Below are 22,883 nucleotides of genomic sequence, written 5' to 3'. Positions count from 1 at the left end.
GGAATGCCCAGAGCACCCACAGTGACCCGGCCGGGCGACACCCGCATCCGGAGAACTGTCCGGAAAAGCCGACGGGCCCGCGGCCGCCGATGGCGGTCACGGGCCCGTCCGGGCGTCTGCCGGATCAGTCCAGGTAGTCGCGGAGCACCTGGGAACGCGACGGATGCCGCAGCTTGGACATGGTCTTGGACTCGATCTGGCGGATGCGCTCACGGGTGACCCCGTACACCTTGCCGATCTCGTCCAGCGTCTTCGGCTGACCGTCGGTGAGGCCGAAGCGCATGGAGACCACGCCCGCCTCGCGCTCACTGAGCGTGTCGAGCACCGAGTGCAGCTGCTCCTGCAGCAGCGTGAAGCTGACCGCGTCCGCCGGGACGACCGCCTCGGAGTCCTCGATGAGGTCACCGAACTCGCTGTCGCCGTCCTCGCCGAGCGGGGTGTGCAGCGAGATGGGCTCACGGCCGTACTTCTGGACCTCGATGACCTTCTCGGGGGTCATGTCGAGTTCCTTGGCCAGCTCCTCCGGGGTGGGCTCGCGGCCCAGGTCCTGGAGCATCTGGCGCTGGACGCGAGCCAGCTTGTTGATGACCTCGACCATGTGCACCGGGATACGGATGGTGCGGGCCTGGTCGGCCATCGCGCGGGTGATCGCCTGGCGGATCCACCAGGTCGCGTAGGTCGAGAACTTGAAGCCCTTGGTGTAGTCGAACTTCTCGACCGCGCGGATCAGACCGAGGTTGCCCTCCTGGATCAGGTCCAGGAAGAGCATGCCGCGGCCGGTGTAGCGCTTGGCCAGCGAGACCACCAGACGGAGGTTGGCCTCCAGGAGGTGGTTCTTGGCCCAGCGGCCGTCCTCGGCGATGATCTCCAGCTCGCGCTTGAGCTTCGGGGCGAGCTTGTCGGCCTGGGCCAGCTTGTCCTCGGCGAACAGACCGGCCTCGATGCGCTTGGCGAGCTCCACCTCCTGCTCCGCGTTGAGCAGCGGGACCTTGCCGATCTGCTTCAGGTAGTCCTTGACCGGGTCGGCGGTGGCGCCGGCCGCGGCGACCTGCTGCGCGGGCGCGTCGTCCTCGTCCTCGTCGGACAGCACAAAGCTCTCCGCCTCGGTCTCGGCCGGAACGTCCTCGTCCTTGCCGGGGGCGACGTCCTCGAGGAGCTCCTCGCCCTCGACGAGCTCGTCGTCCTTCTTGGTCTTGGCGGCGGTGGTCTTCTTCGCCGCGGTCTTCTTGGCGGTCGCGGTGGTCTTCTTCGCCGCAGTCTTCTTGGCGACGGCCTTCTTCGCGGGTGCCACGGCCTCGTCCTCCGGCTCGGCCACGGACTCCGCCGCCATGCCGGGGGCGGGGGCCGTGGTGGCCTTGGCCGCGACGGTCTTCTTGACCGGGGCGGCCTTGGTGGCGACGGTTTTGGTGGCAGTACGCTTCGCCGGGCTCTTGGCTGCGACGCTCTTACGGGTGCGCTTGGGCGCCTCGGCGGCACTCACCATCAGCGTCACACCCTCCTCGTCGAGGACCTGGTTGAGGCTGCGCAGAACGTTCTTCCACTGGGTTGCCGGGATCTGGTCCGCTTCGAAGGCTCGGCGCACGTCGTCGCCGGCGATCTGACCCTGAGCCTTACCCCGCTCGATGAGCGCCATCAGAGACTCGGACTCGGCGATCTCCGGCGGGAGCGTACGGGATGTGCTGGCCGACACGAACAACCTCTCGGAACGATGGAAAACGACTACGGTGGGAACCGCTCAGCAACTCAGCGTCATGTTCGTCGCGGATATTCCTCGCACGGCCGCCACCTCTTAGGTCATCGCGCTGCCGCCGAGAGCGTTACGCCCGGCCCTACGTGGTCCGAGTCACACCCCGGATCGGCACCAAACGGTCGACACCAGGACACTCTCCGTACACCGGACGACCGCGTGCGGACGAATGGGTACGGCGGAGACGGCGGACGGCTCCGCCGCCGGGCCCGGAGGGCGTGGGCCGGCGGCGGAAGTCGATGCCGTCTCGTACCGGGTGGGGACGGTCAGTGCTCGCGTGGGGCGGGGACCACATGGTCGGGGGAACCGCCGGGACCCGCGTCGGGGTGGACGGCGAGCAGTTGGCGCATCGCGGTCTCCGCCTCGGCACCGTCGGAGGCGGCCAGCGCCTCGACGACCCGCGTGTGCAGGGCCACCGAGTGCTCACCGGGGCGCTCGCAGCCGGTGACGGGGCCGCCGGAGACCTGAAGGGCGGAGGAGACGATGCCGGACAGGTGCTCCAGCATGCGGTTGCCCGCGACCTGGAGCAGCAGGGCGTGGAACTCGGCGTCCGCCCGGGAGAAGGTGAGGCCGTCACCCTGGGCCACGGCATGGGCCATGATGTCGGTCATGTCGACGAGCCGCTGCTGAACGTCCTCGCGGCCGTGTCCCGCGGCGAGGCGGGCGGCGAGCGGCTCGATCGTCCAGCGCAGTTCGAACAGCTCGCGGCGCTGGTCGTCGCGCTGCGGGCCGAAGGCGCGCCATTCGATGATGTCGGGGTCGAGCAGGTTCCAGTCGCTGACCGGGCGGACCCGGGTACCGACGTTGGGCCGGGCGCTGACGAGGCCCTTGGCCTCCAGCACCCGCAGCGATTCGCGGACGACGGTACGGGAGACCTCGAAACGCTGGCCGATCTCCTCGGGGACGAGCGGGCGGTCGGCCCCGAGATCGCCGGAGACGATCATCTGGCCGAGTTGCTGGACGAGTTGGCCGTGCAGCCCGCGGCCACGGCTCCCGGCGGTCCGGCGGCCGACCCGGCCCATGTCGGCGTCGCCGCCGTCCCAGGAGGGCGAGCCTCCCGGTCGGTCGAGGGGGGAGCCGGCGGGGGCGTCGGCGTACGGATAGCGGTCGAGGTCCCCGCCGCCGAGACTGGAGTCGGCGGGGCGGGCCGCGGTCATCATGGTGTGCGCAAGGGTACTCACGCATCCTTTGTCGGCGATGGCGCCGGAGGCCTTGAGGGCTTTCCTGAAAAGCACACGAAAGGGTGAGCACTCATCACCTGATAATTGACGCTTTATCGGAAGGAAATGGGGTTTCTCCGGCGCAAGACCGTTGCCACATAGGCACACAAGAGAGCGAGCAGCGACAAAGCGAAGGAATACCGCACCGGTTGGGTCGCCAGGAGGGCCGCGTCGATCGCCGGGGCGGACGCCGCCCGCCTGACCAGCGGGGCCACCAGCAGGGGAACCGCGAGAACGCCGGCCAGCCCCAGCGCCGTAGTCCGGAACACCCCCGCCGCCAGCACGCCTGCCCAGCAGCAGACGAGCGCGAGGCCCGCCCAGGTCGCCACGACGGACGCCAGGGCGAACGGCGAGGGCACGCCGGCCGGTCCGAGTTCGAGGCGCGTCGCGACGACACCGAGAGCGGCTCCCGCCAGGGCGATCAGCACGGCCGCGGATCCGTTGACGACGAGTTTGGCGAGCAGCAGTCGGAGTTGGCGGGGCACGGGCGCGTTCGCGGGCGCCAGCGCGGGATAGCGGAACTCCTGGCCGTAGGCGAGCGCACCGAGGAGACCGCCGCCCAACGCGGCGGGCGGCAGCGGCAGGGAGTGCGACCAGCCGCTCAGCAGGCGCAGGGAGAAGGCGTGGTGCCCGGTGCGCAGCAGCACCAGGGTGGCGAGCCCGGAGGCCAGGACGGAGGCGGCGGTGATGAGCCAGGGGCCCCGGATGCCGGTGAGGCGCCGCAGTTCGTAGCGGACGGGCCGGGCGGGGCCGGCGGGCGGCACGGCCGCGCGAGCCGCCGCCAGGGGCACGGCGGACCGGTCACGGTCGCCGTGAGGCGACTCCGGCACGCCGGTGTCGGCGATCTCGTCCGCGAGGCGGTGCAGCAGGATGCCGTGCCGGAAGGCCGTCTCGCCGACCTGCGCGGTGGTGGCGCCGTGGACGCGGATGCGGCTGCCGCTCTCGTGGGTGACCTCGGTCTCGTCGTCGGTCAGCAGCAGGCCCAGGCGTTCGGCCTGGGGGGACTGGACGGCCACGTAGGGGCGCAGCCGGCGGCGGCCGAACTCGTCGGCGGACTGGTCGGCGACGAGCCGGCCCTTGTCGAGGGTGACGATCCGGTCGGCGAGCCGGCTCGCCGACCTGGGGTCGGCGCAGGTCAGCACGACGGTGCCGCCGCGCGCGGCGTAGGCCTTGAGCAGGCCGTACAACCAGGCGATGTCGTGCGGGGAGAGTCCCTGCGCGGGATCGTCGAGAAGCAGCGCGGGCGGGTCGCCGAGCAGTGCCGCGGCGACACCGAGGCGGCGGTCCATGCCGAGGGAGAAGGTCGCCAGGCGGCGGCCGGCCGTCTCACGCAGGCCCACGATCTCCAGGACCTGGTCGGCGCGTTCGGCGGGCGCCCCCGCCGCGGCGGCGAGCATGCGCAGGTGCCCGCGCGCGGTCCGTCCGGGATGGCCGGGGACGTCGCCGAGGAGGACGCCCACCGCGTTGGCCGGGTGGGTGTGGCGGTGCAGGGGGCGGCCGCCGAACAGCGTGATGCCGCGCCCCGGTTCGAGTTCGAGCATGAGTCGCAGTGCGGTGGACTTGCCGGCACCGCCGTCGCCGAGCAGGACGGTGATCTCGCCGGGGCGGGCGTCGAAGGTGAGGTCGTCGACGGCAGGGGGTTCTTCGCCCCGGGACGCGCTGGTCAATCCGATGGCCTGGATCACTCTTGCACCATAACGCGCAAATGACCCGGAAATTACACCTCTGGTCGCAACATGGGCGGATTGAGGATGGTTGCACCCCCGGCGCGGAACAGCTGTGCGGGACGGCCGCCCTGACGGGTCGTCGTGCCGCCGCTGGGGACGAGGAAGCCGACCGTGCCGGTCACCTTGCGGTGGAAGTTGCGCGGATCGAGGGCAACGCCCCACACCGCCTCGTAGACCCGGCGCAGCTCGCCGACGGTGAACTCGGGCGGACAGAAGGCGGTGGCCAGTGCCGAGTACTCGAGCTTGGAGCGGGCGCGCTCCACGCCGTCGGCCAGGATGCGGGCGTGATCGAAGGCGAGGGCGCCCTCGTCCCCGTTGCGCAGCAGTTCGTCGACGGGGGCCCAGCGGGCGCTGTGCGCGTCGCCGCCGGCGCGGGGCGCCGGCAGGTCGGGGGCGAGCACGAGATGGGCGACGCTCACCACGCGCATGCGCGGGTCGCGCTTGGGGTCGCCGTAGGTGGCCAACTGCTCGAGGTGGACGCCGCTGCCGGCGCGCAGCCCCGTCTCCTCTTCGAGTTCGCGGGCGGCCGCCTCGGACAGGTCCTCGTCGCCCCGTACGAAGCCGCCGGGCAGTGCCCACCGGCCCTGATAGGGCGGTTCACCGCGGCGGACCGCGAGGGCGCACAGGGCGTGGCTGCGCACTGTGAGCACAACGAGATCGACAGTGACGGCGAAGGGCGGGAAAGCTGACGGATCGTAGGGCGCCATGCCCGCGATCATAGTCGTCTGCCTGACGATAAACAGCAGGTTGACGGGATGACGCGACCCCCTTTCGGCCTGTTGTTCGATGCCGGGACGGCGGCTCCTCGGCCGGTGCCGGCCGGCCGGTCAGGTGCCCAGTTGGAGCCCGGGGGCGGCCTCCTCGATCACGGCCGTCCCGGATGGCCCGACCCGCAGCGAGAAGGGCTCCTCGGCCACCCGCAGGCCGACGAGGCTCAGATCACCGAGCGGGGTGTTCGCCAGGGGGCGCACGGCCACGATCCGCTCGGGGGCGTCGGGGCGGATCCCGGCCAGCGCCATCAGCAGATGGACGGCCCCGGCGGCGGCCACGGCGGCGGGCCGCGAAGCCGTCGGGTGGGGGGCGGGACGGCGGGATTCGTCGCGCTGTTCGCCCGCGTACATCTCGGGAAGGCGGTGGCCGAACGCGACGGCCGCGTCCAGGACACCCAGCAGCAGTGCGGCGGCCTCGCGCTCATGACCACCGGCGGCCAGGCCTGCGACCGCGACCGCCGTCTCATGGACGCGGACCGCCCCGCCGCGATGGCCGAAGGGGTTGTAACCGGGAGCCCTGGCGGACAGCGTGCGCAGGCCCCATCCAGAGTCGAGTTCGGGAGCCGCGAGGAGGCGGGCGAGCTGCTCCGTCTGCACCTTGTCCAGCAGGCCGGGGGCGAGCTCGCAGCCACCGAGCAGGCCGGTGTCCAGCAGATGGGCGGCGGCCGAGCCCAGGTGCGGCACCGGTCTGCCGTCGGGGGTGAGCGCGGCGGCAGGGCCGCCTCCGGCGGAGTCGTCCAGCCAGAAGTCCTCCCGGAACCTCCGGCGCATGGCCTCGGCTCGCTCCCGCCACTCCTCCGCGCCCGGGCGGCCGTGGGCGTCCAGCAGATCGGCACCGTGCAGCATGGCGCGGTGGGCGTGTGCCTGCACGTCGCAGCGCAGAGGGCCGCCGGGCACAGGGTCGGGGATGTAACCGCCCTCCCCCGCGACGGACCGCAGCCACCGCAGGCTGCGTTCGGCGGCCGGCAGGAGCTGCTCGGCGTCCCGATCCGGAAGTCCCCACCGGCGGGCTTCGGCGAGCAGCGTGACGAAGAGCAGCCCGGCCTCCACTCCGGAGCAGGTGGGCGGCAGATGGGGGCCGGCGTGCCGCAGCGGGCCCGGCATGCCTCCCGTCTCCTGGTCCTGGCGGCGGGCGAAGGCCCTCAGCGTGCCGGCCGCCAGGCGGGTACCCAGCGGCAGCATCATGCGTGCCGCCCAGAGGGCGTCGGCCGGGGCGGGCCCGAGCCGCCAGGGGGCGCCGGCCGCCACATGGACGTCCAGCGGATGCCCCGGGTCGCGCAGCAGCAGTGCCCGCAGATCGTCGAGGGCGGTGCGCAGCAGCGCCTCCCCCCTGCCGTCACCGCAGCGGAGTTCCGCCGCCGACCAGGGCACGGGGACCGCCGGGGCGGAACCCCCGTTCACTCCGGCCACGGCGGGCTCCAGCGTCGCGCGCAGCTCGATGGTGCGAGATGCCCCCGCGGGCAGCGCCAGCTCCCAGCACAGCAGCCCCGCCGAGGCCATGGCGCTCTCGGGCGCCGGCACGGCGGTGACCCGGGCCCGTACGCCCTCTCCCGACCAGAGCAGCCCGGCGTCGCAGACACTGGGCTGCAGCTCGGGCCCGGAGGAACCAGCGGCGATCGCCGCCAGTTCGGCCAGGTCGGTCGCCAGGGCCACCTCCAACGGGATGCGCAGCGCCCGGGAGCCGGTGTTGTGCACCGTGATGCGCTCGGTGCCACCCGCCGTGCGAAGCCGCTCGACGGTGAGGGCGGGATCGGGGGCCGTGTCGCCGGGAACGCGGGCGACCGCGGTGAACCGCGCGCGCCCGGCGGTGACCAGCCCGCCCTGCACGGGGACCGGCGGCCCTCCGGCGACACGGACCTCGCAGCGGGCCAGCACCCGGCGGCCGCCCTGATAGAAGCCGTCGAGACCGCTTCCGTACAGCTGTCCGTGCTCCGCCGAGACCGCGAGCGCCGGGGCGGCGACGCAGATCACCGCGTCGTGCACCGGCTGCGGCCCCCGGTCCTGCCGGGACGGCCGGTTGGCCGGCTGCGGGCTCATGCCATCTCCTCGTCGACTCGGTCGCTCGGGCGCTGCCGCCACTACCCACGAGAACGGCCGTGTGGGCACTCGGGTCACGCGCCGTCTACCGTTCCTGATCGAGAAGCCGTCCGTATGACCGGAAAGAGAGCCATGGCCGTCTACCGCCAGCCGGGAACCGTCATCACCGATCACACCTTCCAGGTGCCGCTCGACCACGCGGCCCCGGGCGGTGAGCGGATCGAGGTGTACGCACGGGAGGTCGTGGCCGCCGGCAAGGAACGAGATCCGCTGCCCTGGCTGCTGTTCCTGCAGGGTGGGCCGGGCGGCCGGGCACCGCGGCCGCTGGGCCGCGACAGCTGGCTGACCCGGGCGCTGGACGACTACCGGGTGCTGCTGCTCGACCAGCGCGGCACCGGCCGCTCCACCCCCGCGAACCGGCAGACCCTGCCGCTGCGCGGGGACGCGTCCGCCCAGGCCCGGTATCTGGAGCACTTCCGGGCCGACTCGATCGTCCGCGACTGCGAGCTGATTCGCCGTGAACTCCAGGGCGAGGACGGCCAGTGGAGCCTGCTCGGCCAGAGCTACGGCGGCTTCTGCACGCTCACCTACCTCTCCTACGCCCCCGAGGGCGTGCGCGAGGCCTTCGTGACCGGCGGACTCGCCGGCCTGCGCAGCACCGCGCAGGACGTCTACCGGGCCGCCTATCCCCGTGTGGAGCGGAAGACCGCGGCGCATTACGCGCGTTATCCGGAGGACGTCGAGACGGTCCGCTCGATCGTGCGGCACCTGCGCGAGCGCGAGGTCAGGCTGCCGGGCGGCGGTCTGCTGACCGCGGAGGCCTTCCAGGCCACCGGCATACTGCTCGGCACCGGCACCGGTTCGCACGCGCTGCACTACCTGCTCGAGGACGCCTTCGTGGCCGGCGGATCCGGCCACCAGCTCTCCGACTCCTTCCTCGCCGAGGTCCAAGGCCATCTGTCCTTCGCCGGCAATCCGCTCTACGCGGTGCTGCACGAGTCGATCTACGGACAGCGTTCGGTGTCCCCGCGGGCCACCGGCTGGGCCGCCGAGTCCGTCCGGGCCGAATTCCCGCAGTTCGACGTCGACAAGCCGCTGGCGGACGACGCGCCGGTGCTGCTGACCGGCGAGATGATCTACCCGTGGATGTTCGCCACGGATCCGGCGCTGGCACCGCTGCGCGAGACGGCGCACCACCTCGCGCAGCACGAGGAGTGGCCGGACCTCTACGACCCGCAGCAGTTGGCGCGGAACGAAGTGCCGGTGGCGGCGGCCGTCTACCACGACGACATGTACGTCGACGCGGCCGACTCGCTGGTCACGGCGCGCTCGGTGCGGGGCCTGCGCACCTGGGTCACCGACGAGTACGAGCACGACGGGCTCCGGGTGAGCGGCGGCCGGGTCCTCGACCGGCTGATCCAACTGGTCCGCGGCGAGTTGTGAAGAGGGCGGCGCGGCGGGCCCGCGCGATGCTCTGCCGGCGCAGGTAGCGGCGCAGCGGCTCGGGCGAGAGCCCGTTGTTGACGGCCGCGTGCAGCAGCCGGGCGAAGGTGTAGTCGGGGGCGAGGTGCAGGGCACGACCGAAGGCCACACGTGCCGACGCCTCGTCCCCGGCGGACCAGGCCACCCAGCCGGCGAGGGTCAGGGGCGCCGCGGCGTGCTCGTGGTAGGGCTCGACGCAACGCCGGGCGAGGGCCCGCCACAGGCGCATCGCGGGGTCGGTGTGGGGCGGGTCCATCCACTCGGCGGCCTCGTCCCGGGTTGTGCGGTCCTGCAGGCCCAGGATCATCGTGGCGGCCTCGGCGTCGTCCAGCAGCGCGTCGTCGTCGCGGTCGGCGTCCGGGCCGTCGCCGACCGGGGTGGCGGCGCGGAAGCGCTCGAGCGCCTCCCGCAGCAGGCGCAGGGTGGTGCGCCGCACTTCCTCGGAGTCGTCGCGCTCCAGCATGCGGGGAACGAGCGCGGCGGCCGCCGCGTCCAGGGCGTCACCGCGGGCCGCGGACGCCGGTACGCCGGGCGGCGGCGGGGTGAGGCGGTCCTCCATCTCCTTGAGGGACCCGCTGATCCGCAGGCCCGCGTAGGCGGCCGCCGCGGCCATCACGGAATCGCCGGACCGCGCGATCCCGATGCCCTCCGGCGGGAACGCCTCCGAATCCGGGCAGCAATAGGACCACCAGCGGCCGGCGGAGACGCACAGTGCCTCGACAACGGGAACGTCAAGGGTGCCGCAGGAAATCCGCAGCCGTTGCGCCAGAGGGCGCAGCCGCTCCATGACCTGCTGCGGGGTCTCGCCGGGCGCGGGGTCCTGCACGAGGAAGAGCACGATCGCGTCGGGCCGGGCGCTGCGCTGCTCACTGCCGCGCACGAGGCACTCGGCCAGTTGCTGGGCCGCACCGGGCCACTCGCCGGCGTCCCCGGGAATGCCCAGCCGGGCCCGGCCGCCGAAGCGGCCGCGCTCGCCGTGCAGGGCGATCATGAGAATGCTGTCGTCGGGGTGGAAACCGCAGAGGTACGGAAGCGCGGCGGCGAGTTCGGCCGGGCTGCGCAGCGTGACCTTGGGGTCGTCCGAGGGGCGGGGGGATTCGGTGTGCTGAGTCATGATCCGAAGGTCCCGTACGGCGTGGATCTCCGCCAGGCCCCTTCGAAACCTGTGGATAACTCGCGCATATCATCACAATGAACGACACCAGGTTGTCCACAGGCTCACTCGGCGCGGTTGGCGCGGTGTCGGTGCCATCGGGTTGCATGGAGCCATGACCACCGCACTGCGCACCGCCGCCGACACGATCCTCAGCCGGCTCGTCGGGGACCCGACGGGCACCGCACGCCTGCGCGAGGACCAGTGGCGCGCCGTCGAGGCGCTGGTCGCGCACGGGCGCCGGGCCCTGGTGGTCCAGCGCACGGGCTGGGGCAAGTCGGCCGTGTACTTCGTGGCCACGGCGCTGCTCCGCGAGCGCGGCAGCGGTCCCACCGTGATCGTCTCCCCGCTGCTGGCGCTGATGCGCAACCAGATCGACGCCGCCGACCGCGCGGGCATCCGGGCCCGTACGATCAACTCGGCCAACCCCGAGGAGTGGGACACCGTGCAGGCCGAGGTCGCCTCGGGCGAGGTCGACGTCCTGCTGGTCAGCCCGGAGCGGCTCAACAACCCCGACTTCCGGGACCAGGTGCTGCCCAAACTCGCCGCCACGACCGGCCTGCTCGTCGTCGACGAGGCCCACTGCATCTCCGACTGGGGCCACGACTTCCGGCCCGACTACCGCCGGTTGCGCACCATGCTCGCCGATCTGGCCCCGGGCGTGCCCGTGCTGGCCACGACCGCCACCGCCAACGCGCGCGTGACGGCCGACGTCGCCGAGCAGTTGGGGACCGGGGACCACGAGGGCGCCCTGGTGCTGCGGGGGCCGCTGGAGCGCGAGAGCCTCTCACTCGGAGTGCTGCGCATGCCCGACGCCGCCCACCGGCTCGCCTGGCTCGCCGACCACATCGGCGACCTCCCGGGCTCCGGCATCGTCTACACCCTCACGGTGGCGGCCGCCGAGGAGGTCACCGCCTTCCTGCGGCAGCGCGGCCATCGGGTCGCCGCGTACTCGGGACGCACCGAGGACGCCGACCGCCGGGCCGCCGAGGCCGCGCTGCTGAACAACGAGGTCAAGGCCCTGGTCGCCACCTCCGCGCTGGGCATGGGCTTCGACAAGCCGGATCTCGGCTTCGTGGTGCACCTGGGCTCGCCCTCCTCCCCCATCGCCTACTACCAGCAGGTCGGCCGCGCCGGACGCGGCGTCGACCACGCGGAGGTGCTGCTGCTCCCCGGGCCCGAGGACGAGGCGATCTGGCGCTACTTCGCCTCGCTCGCCTTCCCCCGCGAGGAGCAGGTGCGGCGCACCCTGGAGACGCTGGGCGCCGCGGAGGGCCCGGTGTCGGTGCCCGCACTCGAGGCCCGGGTGGATCTGCGCCGCAACCGGCTGGAGACCATGCTCAAGGTCCTCGACGTGGACGGCGCGGTGCGGAGGGTGCGCGGGGGTTGGACGGCCACCGGGCAGCCCTGGACATACGACACCGAGCGGTACGCCTGGGTCGAACGGCAGCGCACGGCGGAACAGCAGGCGATGCGGGAGTACGCCACGACCACCGCGTGCCGCATGGAGTATCTGCGCCGCCAGCTCGACGACGAGCAGGCCGCCCCCTGCGGCCGCTGTGACAACTGCGCGGGGGCACGTTTCGGCGAGGACGTCTCCCGTGAGGCCCTGGAGGCGGCGCGGGCGGCCCTCGGGCGCCCCGGTGTCGAGGTCGAGCCCCGCCGTATGTGGCCGACCGGTCTGCCGGCGATCGGCATCGACCTCAAGGGTCGGATCCCGTCCGGCGAACAGGCCGCGACCGGGCGGGCCCTGGGGCGGCTCTCGGACATCGGCTGGGGCAACCGGCTGCGCCCGCTGTTCGCCGCCAACGCGACGGACGGCCCCGTCCCGGACGACGTGGCGCAGGCCGTGGTGCAGGTGCTGGCCGACTGGGCGAAGGGCCCGGGCGGCTGGGCGAGCGGTGGGCCCGACGCCCCGCAGCGCCCCGTCGGCGTGGTGACCGTCGCCTCGCACACCCGGCCGCAGCTCATCGCGTCGCTGGGCGCGCGCATCGCGGAGGTCGGCCGCATGCCGCTGCTCGGTGAGGTCGCGCACAGCGGAGACCTGGAACCCTCGCGGGTGCCGCGCAGCAACAGCGCACAGCGACTGCGGGCGCTGCACGGGGCGTTCACCGTCCCACCGGGCCTTTCCGGCGCCCTGGCCTCGGCCCCGGGCCCGGTCCTGCTGGTCGACGACTTCACCGAAACCGGGTGGACCGTGGCCGTCGCGGCACGGCTGTTGCGCCGTGCCGGCGTTACCGCGGTGTTTCCGCTGGTCCTGGCCGTGCAGGGCTGACCGGTAGTCACCATGTGAGATGGAGACGGGATCTATGCGGCGGAGGGTCAGATAACAGACAGGTCGACAAAATGACCGTTGCCGCCCGCGTGTGCGACAGGAACAATTGAAGTCGGATCCCCGCACCGGCTCTTCGAGCCCTACGACCGGCATGCCCGCGCACGCCCGGTCGCGGACGCATACCCGAAGGGAGGACCGTGGCCATCGGCTTCGCTCCGGAAACCACTTCCGTGACTTCCTCCCGCCGTGCCGGACGCCATCGCACCGTCGAGCCGTCGGAATGGACCGCCGCCGGCATCCCGCTCCTCATCAACCCGCGCGAGGTGGTCACCGACCTCCACACGCGCCACCTCCCGGCGCCGGGCACCGCCGTGGTCGCGGTCTACTCCCCCGACGGACGGCTGACGGCCAGCGCGTCCTTCGCGCAGCGCCCCGGAGTCACCGACGGCTGGGAGCGGCGCAACGCGATCCTCTCCCACCTGCGCCGGGTCACCGCGGACGACCTCCGGCGCCGCAGGCCGGTGCGGACCGCGGTCCTGCTCGTCTGCCGGGACGGTGACGCGGGCTGGACCGAGGTGGACGGCGCCTGGATGTGGGGACTGCGCGACGCCTGCTCCCTGTACGGGCTGCGCCCCGGTTCGTACATCACGCTGACCGAGGACGGCTGGCGGGTACAGGGCGAGGACCGTACCGGGCGGACGCCGAACGCGACCTCCTGGACGGCCACGAGCCGCGGCGCAGCGAGCCTGCGTCCCAGTGGGACGCCGCCCCTGCGCCGCGCGGCGGCGCGTTGATCAGGCGTTGGCGCCGAGCAGCGCGTTGATCCGCTGCGGGTCGCCGCAGACGATCAGCAGGGCTCCGGCCTGCGCCATCACCGAGGGAAGCAGACGCGCCACGGCCTCGTCGGATCCGCCGTTGACGGCCACGACCACCACGGGGCGGCCCTTGACGCGGTCGGCGTCGTGCTCGGCGTAGAACACGTCGTCGCCGGCGTCGTGCTGGGCCCAGTAGGACGCTTCGCCGAAGCTCAGCTCGTGGGCCGCCCACGGGTGCTGCTCGCCGGTGGTGAGCACCAGGACCTCACCCGGCGCCCGCCCGCTGTCGAGCAGCAGGTCGACGGCCTCGTCGGCGGCGTCGAGCGCGCCGTCCACCGAGGCGGGGATGAGCTGGATCTGCGCCGACGAACCGACGGGGACGGGGGGCGCGGCCTCGGCGTCCCGCGGCGAGCGCTGCTGCGGGGGCACGACGGGCCCGCGGGCCGGGCCGGGACGGCCGGGACGGGCGTTCGCCGCCGGAGCGCCACGCGGCGGCGCGGGACGCGGAGGCGCGGGACGAGGGCCGGGGCCCGGTACGGGGCGGGGGGTCGACGCGGACCGGCCGGCGGCCGGGGCTACGCGGGGACCCGGGACACTCTCGTGAATCTGAGGCTCCTCGGGGGTGAGAGGCATGTGCTGATGTCTATCAAATGCGCCGGAACAACGCAGCGGCGGGTAGGTCACAACTCGGCTCAGAAGTCGAACCCGAGTTGCTCACCCGTCTCCCCCGCCTCCACGATCTCCCGGACCTTCTTCAAGTGCTGCCAACGCGGCAGCGTATCGAGATATGCCCAGGACAGCCGGTGGAGGGGGGTGGGCCCCAGCTCCTCCAGTGCCGCCCGGTGCACCGGCGAAGGGTACCCGGCATTGGCCTCGAAGCCGAACGGAGCATAGTCGACGCCCAGTTCCGCCATCATCGCGTCCCGCCGCACCTTGGCGATCACGGACGCGGCCGCCACGGCCACGCACGAGCGGTCGCCCTTGATGACCGTGCGCACGCGCCACGGGCCGCCGAGGTAGTCGTGCTTGCCGTCGAGTATCACCGCGTCCGGCCGCACCGGCAGCGCCTCCAGTGCACGGGTGGCGGCGAGCCGGAGCGCCGCCGTCATCCCGAGCTCGTCGATCTCCTCGGGGGAGGAGTGACCGAGCGCGTAGGAGTTCACCCATCCGGTGAGCACCTCGGCGAGTTCGGTACGGCGCCTGACGGTGATGAGCTTGGAGTCCGTGAGGCCGTCGGGCGGCCGCCGCAGGCCGGTGACGGCCGCGCACACGGTGACGGGCCCGGCCCAGGCGCCCCGTCCGACTTCGTCGACTCCGGCGACGACCTTGACGCCGAGGGTGGCGCGCAGCGAGCGCTCGACGGTGTGGGTGGGAGGTTCGTGGACCATGGCAAGGCTTACCCTACGCTCCCGTGTCGGCCCTCCCGGGAGGAGGTCCGGAAAGCTCCGCCGAGGACTCCGGCCCCGACCGCGCGGGGCCCCGCGACCGCGTCACGGGCGCAGCAGCGGCACCATCACCTGGTCGACGACCTCGATCAGGTCCTCCTCGGTGATCTCCCGTCCGCCGATCTTGGACCGGTACATCATCAGCGCGGGCACGACGTCGGCGACGATGTCGCCGGTGGCGTCGGGCCGCACCTCCCCGCGCTCGATGCCCCGCCGTACGACGTCCAGGATGCGCTGCTTGGTCGGTTCGACGACCCCCTCCATGATCAGCCGCACGAAGCAGTGGGCGGCCTCCTGGTCGCACTCGTCGATCACCGAGCGCAGGGCGAGCCCGCCGCGCGAGTACATCGCCTCGCGCATCCGCAGTACGAGGAAGACCAGGTCGTCCCGGAGGGCGCCGAGGTCCGGCACGTCGGGGACCTCGGGGAAGGCCGTCTGCAGGGCGTCGGCGACCAGGGCCTGTTTGGACGGCCAGCGGCGGTAGACGGCCGCCTTGCCGGTCTGGGCGCCGGCGGCGACGCCTTCCATGGTCAGCCCTCGCCAGCCCACCGTGCTCAGCTGCTCCAGGGCGGCCCCGAGGATCGCCCGCTCCAGAACGGGCCCGCGACGGCGGGTTCCCGCTCCCTGCGACATGGCCATGCCACCTTCTCATTCGCTCTTCAGTGAACGCTTGCGTTCACTACGACCGTCACTCTAGTGTCGTACACAGTGAACGCGACCGTTCACTAAGTCACCGACTGGGGGACCTCGTGACGACTGAGCAACTCACCTCACCACGAAAGCCCGGCGCCGCGCGAGGCGGCGGCAGGCCGGGCATCGCACTCGCGGTGATCGCGGCCTGCCAGCTCATGGTCGTGCTGGACGCCACGATCGTGAACATCGCGCTCCCGCACATCCAGAACGCGCTCTCCTTCTCCACCACCGATCTGTCCTGGGTACTGAACGCCTACACGCTCACCTTCGGCGGCCTGCTGCTGCTCGGCGGGCGGGCCGGCGACATCCTGGGACGGCGCCGGGTGTTCGTCTTCGGCATCCTGCTGTTCTCCCTCGCATCCCTCCTCGGAGGCTTCGCCCAGGAGCCCTGGCAACTGCTCGCCGCGCGCTCCCTGCAGGGCGTCGGCGGCGCGATCGCCTCGCCCACCTCGCTCGCCCTCATCACCACCAACTTTCCCGAGGGCCCGGAGCGCAACCGCGCCTTCGGCGTGTTCGCCGCGGTCTCCGCCGGCGGTGGCGCCGTGGGCCTGCTGGCGGGCGGCATGCTCACCGACTGGCTCGACTGGCGCTGGGTGCTCTTCGTCAACGTGCCCATCGGTCTGCTGATCGCCTTCCTCGCGCCGAGGTTCATCAACGAGTCGGAGCGGCATCCGGGGCGGTTCGACATCGCCGGCGCCGTCACCTCGACGCTCGGCATGGCCTCGCTGGTCTACGGTTTCATCCGCGCCGCCTCCGAGGGCTGGCGGGACGTGCTCACCCTCTCGTCCTTCGGGGCGGCGGTCGTGCTCCTCGCCTCGTTCGTGGCCATCGAGCGGCGGGCACGGGAGCCGATCACCCCGCTCAGGATGTTCGCGGACCGCAATCGTTCGGGCACCTACGTGATGATGCTGAGCCTGGCCGCGGCCATGTTCGGCATGTTCTTCTTCATCGTCATCTTCGTGCAGAACGTGCTCGGCTACAGCGCCATCGCCGCGGGCTTCGCCTTCCTGCCGGTCACCGTCGCCATCGTGACCGGGGCCGGGCTGTCGACGCGCTTCCTGCCGGTGCTCGGACCGAAGCCGTTCCTGGTGGCCGGCTCGGCCCTGACCGGTTCCGGGATGGCGTGGCTGACCCTGATCGACCCCGGCAGCAGCTACGCGGGCGGGGTGCTCGGCCCCATGCTGCTCTTCGGCTTCGGCATGGGCCTGAACTTCGTCACGCTGACCCTGACAGCCGTCTCCGGCGTCGCCCAGCACGAAGCCGGGGCCGCCTCCGGACTCCTCAACGCGATGCAGCAGGTGGGCGGTTCACTCGGGTTGTCCATCCTGGTGACGGTGTTCGGCACCGCGAGCCGCGACAAGGCCACCGGTCTCGTCCCGGACTTCCTCGCGCACGCCACGCCGAAGCAGCAGGCCGCCTTCCAGCGGACGCACGAACTGCCGCCGCCATGGGGGCACGAGGTCCTGGCGCACGGCATCTCCACCGCGTTCTACGCGGCCGTGGGGCTGGTCGTGCTGGCGCTGGTCACCGCGGTCTTCGTGATCCGGGTACGGAAGAGCGACCTGGAGGCGCTCAGCGGGACCGCGGGCGTGCCCGCGGCCTGACGGCGGCGCCGCCGCCCGGTCCGAGGGGAGGCCGGGGCGGCGGCACACGGCGTGTCACGTCACGGGACCAGCGGGTCGCGCCACTCGTCGTAGAAGCCCTCGAGACCCGCCGCCTCGCACGGCCGGACATCGGTCGACGGCGGGCGCTCGTCGAGCAGCGACCGTGCCCGGACCTCGCCCAGGCTGGTGGTGAACCACGCCTCGGTCTCGTCCTCGTAGAGATGGTCCACGATCTTCTCCAGGGCGCAGGAGCGCTGGGGCTCCGGGAGCCGGTCCAGTTCCTGGACCGCGTCGGCCGAGAGGTTCCGCAGATACGCCAGGTCGATCTTCCCGCTGTTCTCGTAGCGGCTCACCTGCTGCCGGGCGATGAGCGCGTCGGGCGACACCAGGCCGAAGGCGAGGACGGCGGCCGCGGCGCTCACCACAACGGCGCGGGGCAGCCACCGCGCGCCGAACCCTCCGGCCGCCATGACGAGGACGATCAGCAGCCCGAGCCACAGCTCCACCCCCGCCACCGAGATCCGCAGCCGGGTCAGGCCGTACGCGTCGACGTACAGGTCCATGCGGCGCAGCGCCGAGGCGACGACGACCAGGGTCAGCACGCAGATCACACCGAGGACGGAGCGCACCAGCAGGCGGTCGCGGTCGGTGCCGCGCGGCGCCCAGCGCAGGGCGAGGCCGATGACCGCGACGGTGAGCAGGGTGACGACGAGCAACTGCCAGAAGCCCTGCCGGGCGTACTCCGCGTAGGTCAGGCCGGTCTTGGCGAGCACCTTCTCGTAGCCGCCGAACAGGACGGCGAGCTGGACGGCGTTGAAGGCGGCGAACAGCGCCGCCAGGACGACCAGGGGCAGCGCCCACTCGGCCCGCCGGCGCGCCCGGCCCGGCTTCACCTCGATCCGGTCCCAGCGGCGCGGCGCCGCGGCCGTCCACGCGGCGCAGAGCGCGAACAGCACGCCGACGGAGAAGAGCAGGACGCGCAGCGGGACGTCGGTGACGGTCACATCCGGTGTGAGGTCGCCCAGCAGGTCGGCGAAGGCCGCGTCGGCCCCCGCGAAGAGCGCGCCGAACACGACGAGGAGCACCACCGTCACACCGACGGCCTTCAGCATCGGCACCAGCCGGTGCCGGTCATGGGTGGTCCGCTCGCGCAGCCCTCGCAGCGCCCAGCCGATCGCGGGCACCGGCGCGAACCACAGCCCGGTGCCGCCCAACAGGACGCCCGGCCAGCGACGGCCGCCGTGCAGCGCCATCGAGCCCAGGAACGCGGCGGCGACCACGGCCAGGAACGACGGCCACCAGGCGTCCCGCAGCGCCGGGATCAGCAGCAGCGTCAGGCCCGCCACCGCCCAGACCGCGGTCCAGGGCCTGAGCCGGCGGTCGTGGTCGAGGGCGGCGGCCGCGGCCGCCACGGCGGCGGGAACGGTGACCAGCAGGAGATTGATCCCCAGGCCGCCCCGCAGCAGGATCGCGGCCAGCACTCCGGTGAACAGGGCCGCCCACAGCACGGCGGGCCGCACCACACGAGGCGTCCTCGCACGGCTCGCGATCACCCACGCGGGCGGCGGAGGCGGGGGCGGCGGCGTCCACACGCGCGCGTACGGCGGCATCGGGTGGACGGGTGGGCCCTGCTTCGGAGACGGCGCCTGCGGGGGCGCCTGCGCAGGCCTCGTCGGCGCGGCATCGGACGGTTTGTCGGTCATGAGAACCCCTCCCCGCCGGTCGCGCGACGGTGGAGGTGCGGCGGCGCGGGACCGGTCTCGACTGCGCATCCGGCGAAGATCGACCGGATGGCGTGGCCGACAGGCTAGAGGCGCCGACCAGCGGCGGATACGCGGGGCGGGCCCCGGGGGCCGGTCTGTGACAGGGCCGTGACAATACAGAGGATTGCGGCGCGGAAAACCGGGCCGGAGAGCGTCGCTCAGTCGGCCGGCAGCCACTCCGGCAGCGGTTCGCAGCGCTCCTGCCACTCCCGCGGGGGCTCCCCGCCGGGCCCCGCGGCGATGATCCCGCCGACGATGGCGCAGGTGGTGTCCACGTCCCCGCCCGCGCGGGCGGTGGACCAGAAGGCTCCCTCGTAGTCGCCCAGGCCGCGGGCGGCGGCCCACAGGGCGAAGGGGACGGTGTCGTGCGCGCTGGTGCGGCGCCCGTTGCCGAGCACGGCCGCTACGGTGGCGACGTCGTCGTAGTCGAGCATGTCCACGGCTCGGCGCAGCCCGGCGTGCACGGCGCTGCGGGGCAGCAGCGTCACGACCCGCGTGATGAGCTCCGCCGGACCGGTGGAGCCGGCCGGGTCCGCGGCGAGCGCGGCGGCGGCCGCGACCGCCATGGCGCCGACCACGGCCTCGCGGTGCTGGTGGGTGGTGTACGCCGACTGTTCTGCCTGCTCGGCGGCCTTCTCGGGCTCGCCCGCGTACCAGGCGCCGAGCGGGGCCACCCGCATGGCGGCTCCGTTGCCCCAGGAGCCCTGTCCGTTGAACATCTCGGCGGCGAGCGTGCGCCAGTCGGCGCCCTCCTGCCGGATCAGCCGCAGCATCCGGTTCACCCCGGGCCCGTAGCCGCGGTCGAAGTCGTGGTGCGCGGCGAAGGAGGCGGCCAGGGCGTCCTGGTCGATCGCGCCGTACGTGTCCAGCACCGCGACCACCGAGCACGCCATCTCGGTGTCGTCCGTCCACTGCCAGACTCCCGGCGGCAGGCTGCGGCTCTGCAGTGCCGGGTAGTGGGCAGGGACGAAGAACTGGGAGCCGAGGGCGTCACCCAGGGCGAGTCCGCGCAGGCTGGCGAGCGCGCGGCGGCGAGGGAGGTCGAGCGGATCAGCGGTCATGGCGGGAGAACTCTGACATCCGGTGCCACCCGGGTCAATCCTCCTGTGCGCAATCTCACCCGTGATATCGCGCCAGGTCGGAGTCGGCGGTCCGCCAGCGGGCGAAAGGCCGGTCGAGGCGGTACCGGCCGTCGGGCTCGGCCAGCAGCATCCGCGTCTCGCCGTTGTCGGGATTGGACAGGCACTCGAACTCGTCGACCGTCCAGTGGAACCACCGCATGCAGAACAACCGCATGGTGAGCCCGTGGGTGACGAGCAGGACGTTCGGCGGGAACTCCGGCTTGTCGAAGGCGCGGTAGAGCGTCTCCAGGAAGGCCCCGACCCGGTCGTAGACGTCCGCCCCGGACTCCCCCTGGGCGAAGCGGTAGAAGAAGTGGCCGTAGGCGTCCCTTGCCTTGCGCTGGCGCTGCACGTCCTCGGCGTCCTGGTAGTTCCCCCAGTCCTGCTCGCGCAGCCGCGGCTCCTCCTTGGCCCGGGTGCGGCACGGGTCGAGGCCGAGCAGGTGGAAGGTCTGATGCGTCCGGCGATATGGCGACACGAAGGCCTGCACCCGTTCCTCGCCGAACAGCTCCCGCAGTTCCCCACCCGCCGCGCGGGCCTGCTCTTCTCCCCTGGTGGTGAGGGTCAGCGCGTGATCGGGCACCCGCTCGTAGATCGTGTCGTCGGCATTGCCCTGGGATTCTCCGTGCCTGATGAGCACTATGCGACGCGGTCGGGCCATGGCCTCACTGTAATTCGTACGCGCGAACACGGGCGCGGCGGTCCCCGCCGGGGACCCGGGGCAGCGACCGCCCCGGGGCGTCCGAGAGCCCGTGGGGCCGTCGGCGGGCTGCCGGGTCGTACGCCCGGTCACTCCGCGGCCCGTCCTGTGGGGGCCGCGGCGCACACGTCCGGCCTGGCACCCGGTGCCGCATGCGCGGACGGCCGCCGCTGCCCGCCCGCGCCCCCGCTCGGGACGTGTACCGAGGGGTGTCCGCGTCCGGCGGCCGCCGCAGGCAGGGGGCCGGTCGCCCCCGATTGTCAGTGGCGTGTCGCAGACTCAGCATGAAGAGGGGAGCGCCTTCGCGGGCGCCACGGGTTGGAGGCCGCCATGAAGACCACGTCGTTCGTTCCCGGCACACCGTGCTGGACCGATTTGAGCAGTCCCGACATCGAGGCTTCCCGTGCCTTCTACGGCGGCCTGTTCGGCTGGGACTCCCAGGCGGGTCCCCCCGAGGCGGGGGGATACACCTTCTTCAGCCTGCGCGGCGAGCACGTGGCCGCCGTCGGCCCGGTGATGGCCGAGGGCGACCGGCCGCGGTGGATCACCTATATGGCCACGAACGACGTCACCGACACGGCCAAGGCGGTCGAGGCGGCGGGCGGCTCGGTCTGCGTGCCGCCGATGGCGGTCTTCGACCAGGGCAGCTTCGCGCAGTTCACCGATCCGCACGGGGCGGAGTTCGCCGCGTGGCAGCCCGGCCTCTTCAAGGGCGCGGGCCTGATGGACGAGCCGGGCACTCTGTGCTGGATCGAGCTCAACACCCGGGACGTGGACGGCTCCCGCGCTTTCTACCGGAGCGTCTTCGGCTGGACGGGGCAGACCCATCCCTTCGCCGGTGACAGTTCGTACACCGAGCTCGAAGTGGAGGGGACGGGCCGGAAGTTCGGCGGCGTCCTGCTCATGAACGACGCCTGGCCGCAGGAGATACCCCAGCACTGGATGCACTACTTCTCCGTCGCCGACACCGACGCGGCGGCCGCGCGGGCCACGGAGCTCGGCGGCAGCGTCTCCGTGCCGCCGTTCGACCTCGAACACGTCGGGCGGGTCGCGGTACTCGACGATCCGCACGGCGCCTACTTCTCGGTGATCACCCGTCCCGCACGGGGCGGCAAGGGCTGATCCGGGCGGCTCCCACTGGGGGACCGGCCGGCGGTCACCGCGCCGTCATATCGACCAGGCCTGCTCCAGGTCGACGACATCACCCGCGACGGTGAGGACGTCCGCCTCCAGATCGGCACGCTCGGAGAGCCGGGTGATGGATCCGTCCCGGTACTTGGCGTGCTCGGAGGCCGAGTCCCACATCGACAGCACCAGGAAGTCGGATTCGGGGCCCTGGGCGAAGACACCGCGCAGCATCCCCGGGGATCCGGCCATCGCCGGGTTCCAGACCTTCTCCTGCATCAGCACGAAGTGATCGACACGGTCCGGCCGCACCTTGCAGTGCGCCAGCCGCAGCACATCGCTGTCGCCGAACCGGGGGCGAAAGCCGACCTTGACGTCCAGCCGGCGCTCGAAGAGCTTCACGCCGAGGCTCTCGTAGGTACCGGCCTGGGCGGCCGCGAGGCGGTCGTGCGCACCGGCCATGAAGGCGTCGTGGTAGTCGCGGTCCTCCCAGAACGCGAAGACGTGCGCGACGCCGGGCTGGCTGCGGCTCCAGCCACCGCCCTGTCCCCGGAACCCCGGCTCCCCCATGAGCCCGTTGGCCCATTTCCGCTGCCCGCGCTCGAATCCGGCGCGCTCGACGACTCCGCAGCGAATCCACTTCACCAACACCGCGCCATCCTATGACCCGCCGGCGTTTCCTTCGTCCCACGGAGGGAGCCAACTCCCCTGAAGGGGCGAGGAATACGATCAGGACATGGACGCCCTGCACCCGCGCCTCCTCGTCGAGGACTTCGACGCCGCCTCCCGCTTCCGGACCGCGGCTCTGCGCGATCTGCTCGGCATCGAGCCGGTCAAGGTGATCCCGCAGCCGGGATAGGCCAACTGGGATCCGGGCGGCGAAGCCGCCCTCACGCTCTACTCCCGGGCCGCGCTCGCCCGGACGATCGGCACCGACACCCTGCCCCCGCGCTCCCCCGCGCTCCCCCGCGCAGGACACGGCCATGGTCGTGCTGCGGGTCGACGACGTGGGCACGGCCACCGCAACGCTCACCGCGCACGGCACGACCGTGCTCACCGAGCCCCAGGAACGGCCCGATTGGGGCCCCGGCCTGCGTACCGCGCATCTGCGTACCCCGGAAGGCACCCTCGTGGAGCTCCAGTCGTACCGACCGGACTGACCGGACTGACCCAACTTCAGAAGTCCTGAAGGAGATAGTCCCTAAC

At 72.7% G+C, this 22,883-nt stretch carries 20 protein-coding genes; 7 read left to right on the top strand and 13 right to left on the bottom strand.

Annotated elements, in window-relative coordinates; translation table 11 throughout:
• Positions 1-124 precede the first annotated feature (124 nt).
• The 5 genes from AB0F62_RS21555 to AB0F62_RS21535 all read right to left on the bottom strand — a co-directional run bounded on the left by AB0F62_RS21555 (position 125) and on the right by AB0F62_RS21535 (position 7,501).
• The gene (locus AB0F62_RS21555; protein WP_361801206.1) at positions 125-1,696 is read right to left on the bottom strand and encodes an RNA polymerase sigma factor; all 1,572 of its coding nucleotides are present in this window, start codon (positions 1,694-1,696) and stop codon (positions 125-127) included.
• Positions 1,697-2,013: 317 nt separating this feature from the next.
• Positions 2,014-2,982, bottom strand: a complete 969-nt coding sequence (locus tag AB0F62_RS21550) for a FadR/GntR family transcriptional regulator (protein WP_361801203.1) — start codon at positions 2,980-2,982, stop codon at positions 2,014-2,016.
• Positions 2,983-3,020: 38 nt separating this feature from the next.
• Entirely contained in the window at positions 3,021-4,652 is a 1,632-nt protein-coding gene (locus AB0F62_RS21545; RefSeq protein WP_361801200.1) for an ABC transporter ATP-binding protein, read from the bottom strand.
• A 32-nt stretch (positions 4,653-4,684) separates the two neighbouring features.
• Positions 4,685-5,401, bottom strand: a complete 717-nt coding sequence (locus tag AB0F62_RS21540) for an NUDIX domain-containing protein (RefSeq protein ID WP_361801197.1) — start codon at positions 5,399-5,401, stop codon at positions 4,685-4,687.
• Positions 5,402-5,521: 120 nt separating this feature from the next.
• The gene (locus tag AB0F62_RS21535; protein ID WP_361801194.1) at positions 5,522-7,501 is read right to left on the bottom strand and encodes a glycogen debranching N-terminal domain-containing protein; all 1,980 of its coding nucleotides are present in this window, start codon (positions 7,499-7,501) and stop codon (positions 5,522-5,524) included.
• A 132-nt stretch (positions 7,502-7,633) separates the two neighbouring features.
• On the opposite strand from AB0F62_RS21535, the gene AB0F62_RS21530 reads away from it, so the two are divergent.
• Positions 7,634-8,944 (top strand): alpha/beta fold hydrolase, encoded by a 1,311-nt coding sequence (locus AB0F62_RS21530; protein WP_361801348.1) that lies wholly within the window; start codon positions 7,634-7,636, stop codon positions 8,942-8,944.
• On the opposite strand, the gene AB0F62_RS21525 is transcribed toward AB0F62_RS21530, so the two are convergent.
• Complete coding sequence (locus tag AB0F62_RS21525; RefSeq protein WP_361801191.1) at positions 8,856-10,097, bottom strand: DUF4192 domain-containing protein; 1,242 nt, start codon at positions 10,095-10,097, stop codon at positions 8,856-8,858. The two genes, AB0F62_RS21530 and AB0F62_RS21525, sit on opposite strands and share 89 nt — an antisense overlap.
• Before the next feature lie 154 nt (positions 10,098-10,251).
• Between AB0F62_RS21525 and AB0F62_RS21520 the strand changes: the two genes are divergently transcribed.
• On the top strand, positions 10,252-12,411 hold the full coding sequence (locus AB0F62_RS21520; protein ID WP_361801188.1) for a RecQ family ATP-dependent DNA helicase: 2,160 nt from the start codon (positions 10,252-10,254) through the stop codon (positions 12,409-12,411).
• Between the two features lie 197 nt (positions 12,412-12,608).
• Positions 12,609-13,205 carry a hypothetical protein gene (locus AB0F62_RS21515; protein ID WP_361801185.1) on the top strand — a complete coding sequence of 199 codons (597 nt, stop codon included), beginning with the start codon at positions 12,609-12,611 and terminating at the stop codon, positions 13,203-13,205.
• On the opposite strand, the gene AB0F62_RS21510 is transcribed toward AB0F62_RS21515, so the two are convergent.
• From AB0F62_RS21510 to AB0F62_RS21500, 3 genes are all read right to left on the bottom strand, one after another.
• Positions 13,206-13,859 carry a hypothetical protein gene (locus tag AB0F62_RS21510; protein ID WP_361801182.1) on the bottom strand — a complete coding sequence of 218 codons (654 nt, stop codon included), beginning with the start codon at positions 13,857-13,859 and terminating at the stop codon, positions 13,206-13,208. It lies immediately after the preceding gene.
• Between the two features lie 59 nt (positions 13,860-13,918).
• On the bottom strand, positions 13,919-14,614 hold the full coding sequence (locus AB0F62_RS21505; RefSeq protein WP_361801179.1) for a ribonuclease HII: 696 nt from the start codon (positions 14,612-14,614) through the stop codon (positions 13,919-13,921).
• Positions 14,615-14,716: 102 nt separating this feature from the next.
• Positions 14,717-15,310, bottom strand: coding sequence for a TetR/AcrR family transcriptional regulator (locus AB0F62_RS21500; protein ID WP_361801176.1), 594 nt, complete (start codon positions 15,308-15,310; stop codon positions 14,717-14,719).
• A 110-nt stretch (positions 15,311-15,420) separates the two neighbouring features.
• Here AB0F62_RS21500 and AB0F62_RS21495 point away from each other — a divergent pair, with 110 nt between their 5' ends.
• Positions 15,421-16,968 (top strand): MFS transporter, encoded by a 1,548-nt coding sequence (locus AB0F62_RS21495; RefSeq protein ID WP_361801173.1) that lies wholly within the window; start codon positions 15,421-15,423, stop codon positions 16,966-16,968.
• A gap of 59 nt (positions 16,969-17,027) precedes the next feature.
• On the opposite strand, the gene AB0F62_RS21490 is transcribed toward AB0F62_RS21495, so the two are convergent.
• The 3 genes from AB0F62_RS21490 to AB0F62_RS21480 form a co-directional block, all read right to left on the bottom strand.
• The gene (locus AB0F62_RS21490; RefSeq protein ID WP_361801170.1) at positions 17,028-18,491 is read right to left on the bottom strand and encodes a DUF4173 domain-containing protein; all 1,464 of its coding nucleotides are present in this window, start codon (positions 18,489-18,491) and stop codon (positions 17,028-17,030) included.
• A gap of 398 nt (positions 18,492-18,889) precedes the next feature.
• Positions 18,890-19,792 (bottom strand): ADP-ribosylglycohydrolase family protein, encoded by a 903-nt coding sequence (locus tag AB0F62_RS21485; protein WP_361801167.1) that lies wholly within the window; start codon positions 19,790-19,792, stop codon positions 18,890-18,892.
• Between the two features lie 55 nt (positions 19,793-19,847).
• Entirely contained in the window at positions 19,848-20,513 is a 666-nt protein-coding gene (locus AB0F62_RS21480) for a phosphoglycerate mutase family protein (RefSeq protein ID WP_361801164.1), read from the bottom strand.
• A gap of 369 nt (positions 20,514-20,882) precedes the next feature.
• Here AB0F62_RS21480 and AB0F62_RS21475 point away from each other — a divergent pair, with 369 nt between their 5' ends.
• Positions 20,883-21,674, top strand: coding sequence for a VOC family protein (locus AB0F62_RS21475; protein WP_361801161.1), 792 nt, complete (start codon positions 20,883-20,885; stop codon positions 21,672-21,674).
• A 45-nt stretch (positions 21,675-21,719) separates the two neighbouring features.
• Here the strand turns inward: AB0F62_RS21475 and AB0F62_RS21470 are convergent, their stop codons facing one another.
• Positions 21,720-22,328: a YdbC family protein gene (locus AB0F62_RS21470; protein ID WP_361801158.1), complete on the bottom strand. Its 609-nt coding sequence runs from the start codon at positions 22,326-22,328 to the stop codon at positions 21,720-21,722.
• 85 nt (positions 22,329-22,413) lie between these two features.
• Here AB0F62_RS21470 and AB0F62_RS21465 point away from each other — a divergent pair, with 85 nt between their 5' ends.
• Positions 22,414-22,536, top strand: coding sequence for a hypothetical protein (locus AB0F62_RS21465; protein WP_361801155.1), 123 nt, complete (start codon positions 22,414-22,416; stop codon positions 22,534-22,536).
• Positions 22,537-22,660: 124 nt separating this feature from the next.
• Positions 22,661-22,837 (top strand): VOC family protein, encoded by a 177-nt coding sequence (locus AB0F62_RS21460; RefSeq protein WP_361801152.1) that lies wholly within the window; start codon positions 22,661-22,663, stop codon positions 22,835-22,837.
• Positions 22,838-22,883: the final 46 nt, after the last annotated feature.

This window comes from Streptomyces sp. NPDC026673 (assembly GCF_040638135.1).
Classification (GTDB): Bacteria; Actinomycetota; Actinomycetes; order Streptomycetales; family Streptomycetaceae; genus Actinacidiphila.
This window is presented reverse-complemented; position numbering and strand designations above follow the sequence as displayed.

Excerpts from the sequence above, each read along its gene's own strand:
- AB0F62_RS21475 (WP_361801161.1), top strand. The coding sequence starts at position 20,883 with ATGAAGACCACGTCGTTCGTTCCCGGCACACCGTGCTGGACCGATTTG.
- AB0F62_RS21525 (WP_361801191.1), bottom strand. The coding sequence starts at position 10,097 with ATGACTCAGCACACCGAATCCCCCCGCCCCTCGGACGACCCCAAGGTC.
- AB0F62_RS21520 (WP_361801188.1), top strand. The coding sequence starts at position 10,252 with ATGACCACCGCACTGCGCACCGCCGCCGACACGATCCTCAGCCGGCTC.
- AB0F62_RS21510 (WP_361801182.1), bottom strand. The coding sequence starts at position 13,859 with ATGCCTCTCACCCCCGAGGAGCCTCAGATTCACGAGAGTGTCCCGGGT.
- AB0F62_RS21465 (WP_361801155.1), top strand. The coding sequence starts at position 22,414 with ATGGACGCCCTGCACCCGCGCCTCCTCGTCGAGGACTTCGACGCCGCC.
- AB0F62_RS21500 (WP_361801176.1), bottom strand. The coding sequence starts at position 15,310 with ATGGCCATGTCGCAGGGAGCGGGAACCCGCCGTCGCGGGCCCGTTCTG.
- AB0F62_RS21530 (WP_361801348.1), top strand. The coding sequence starts at position 7,634 with ATGGCCGTCTACCGCCAGCCGGGAACCGTCATCACCGATCACACCTTC.
- AB0F62_RS21540 (WP_361801197.1), bottom strand. The coding sequence starts at position 5,401 with ATGGCGCCCTACGATCCGTCAGCTTTCCCGCCCTTCGCCGTCACTGTC.
- AB0F62_RS21485 (WP_361801167.1), bottom strand. The coding sequence starts at position 19,792 with ATGACCGCTGATCCGCTCGACCTCCCTCGCCGCCGCGCGCTCGCCAGC.
- AB0F62_RS21505 (WP_361801179.1), bottom strand. The coding sequence starts at position 14,614 with ATGGTCCACGAACCTCCCACCCACACCGTCGAGCGCTCGCTGCGCGCC.
- AB0F62_RS21535 (WP_361801194.1), bottom strand. The coding sequence starts at position 7,501 with ATGAGCCCGCAGCCGGCCAACCGGCCGTCCCGGCAGGACCGGGGGCCG.
- AB0F62_RS21460 (WP_361801152.1), top strand. The coding sequence starts at position 22,661 with ATGGTCGTGCTGCGGGTCGACGACGTGGGCACGGCCACCGCAACGCTC.
- AB0F62_RS21480 (WP_361801164.1), bottom strand. The coding sequence starts at position 20,513 with ATGGCCCGACCGCGTCGCATAGTGCTCATCAGGCACGGAGAATCCCAG.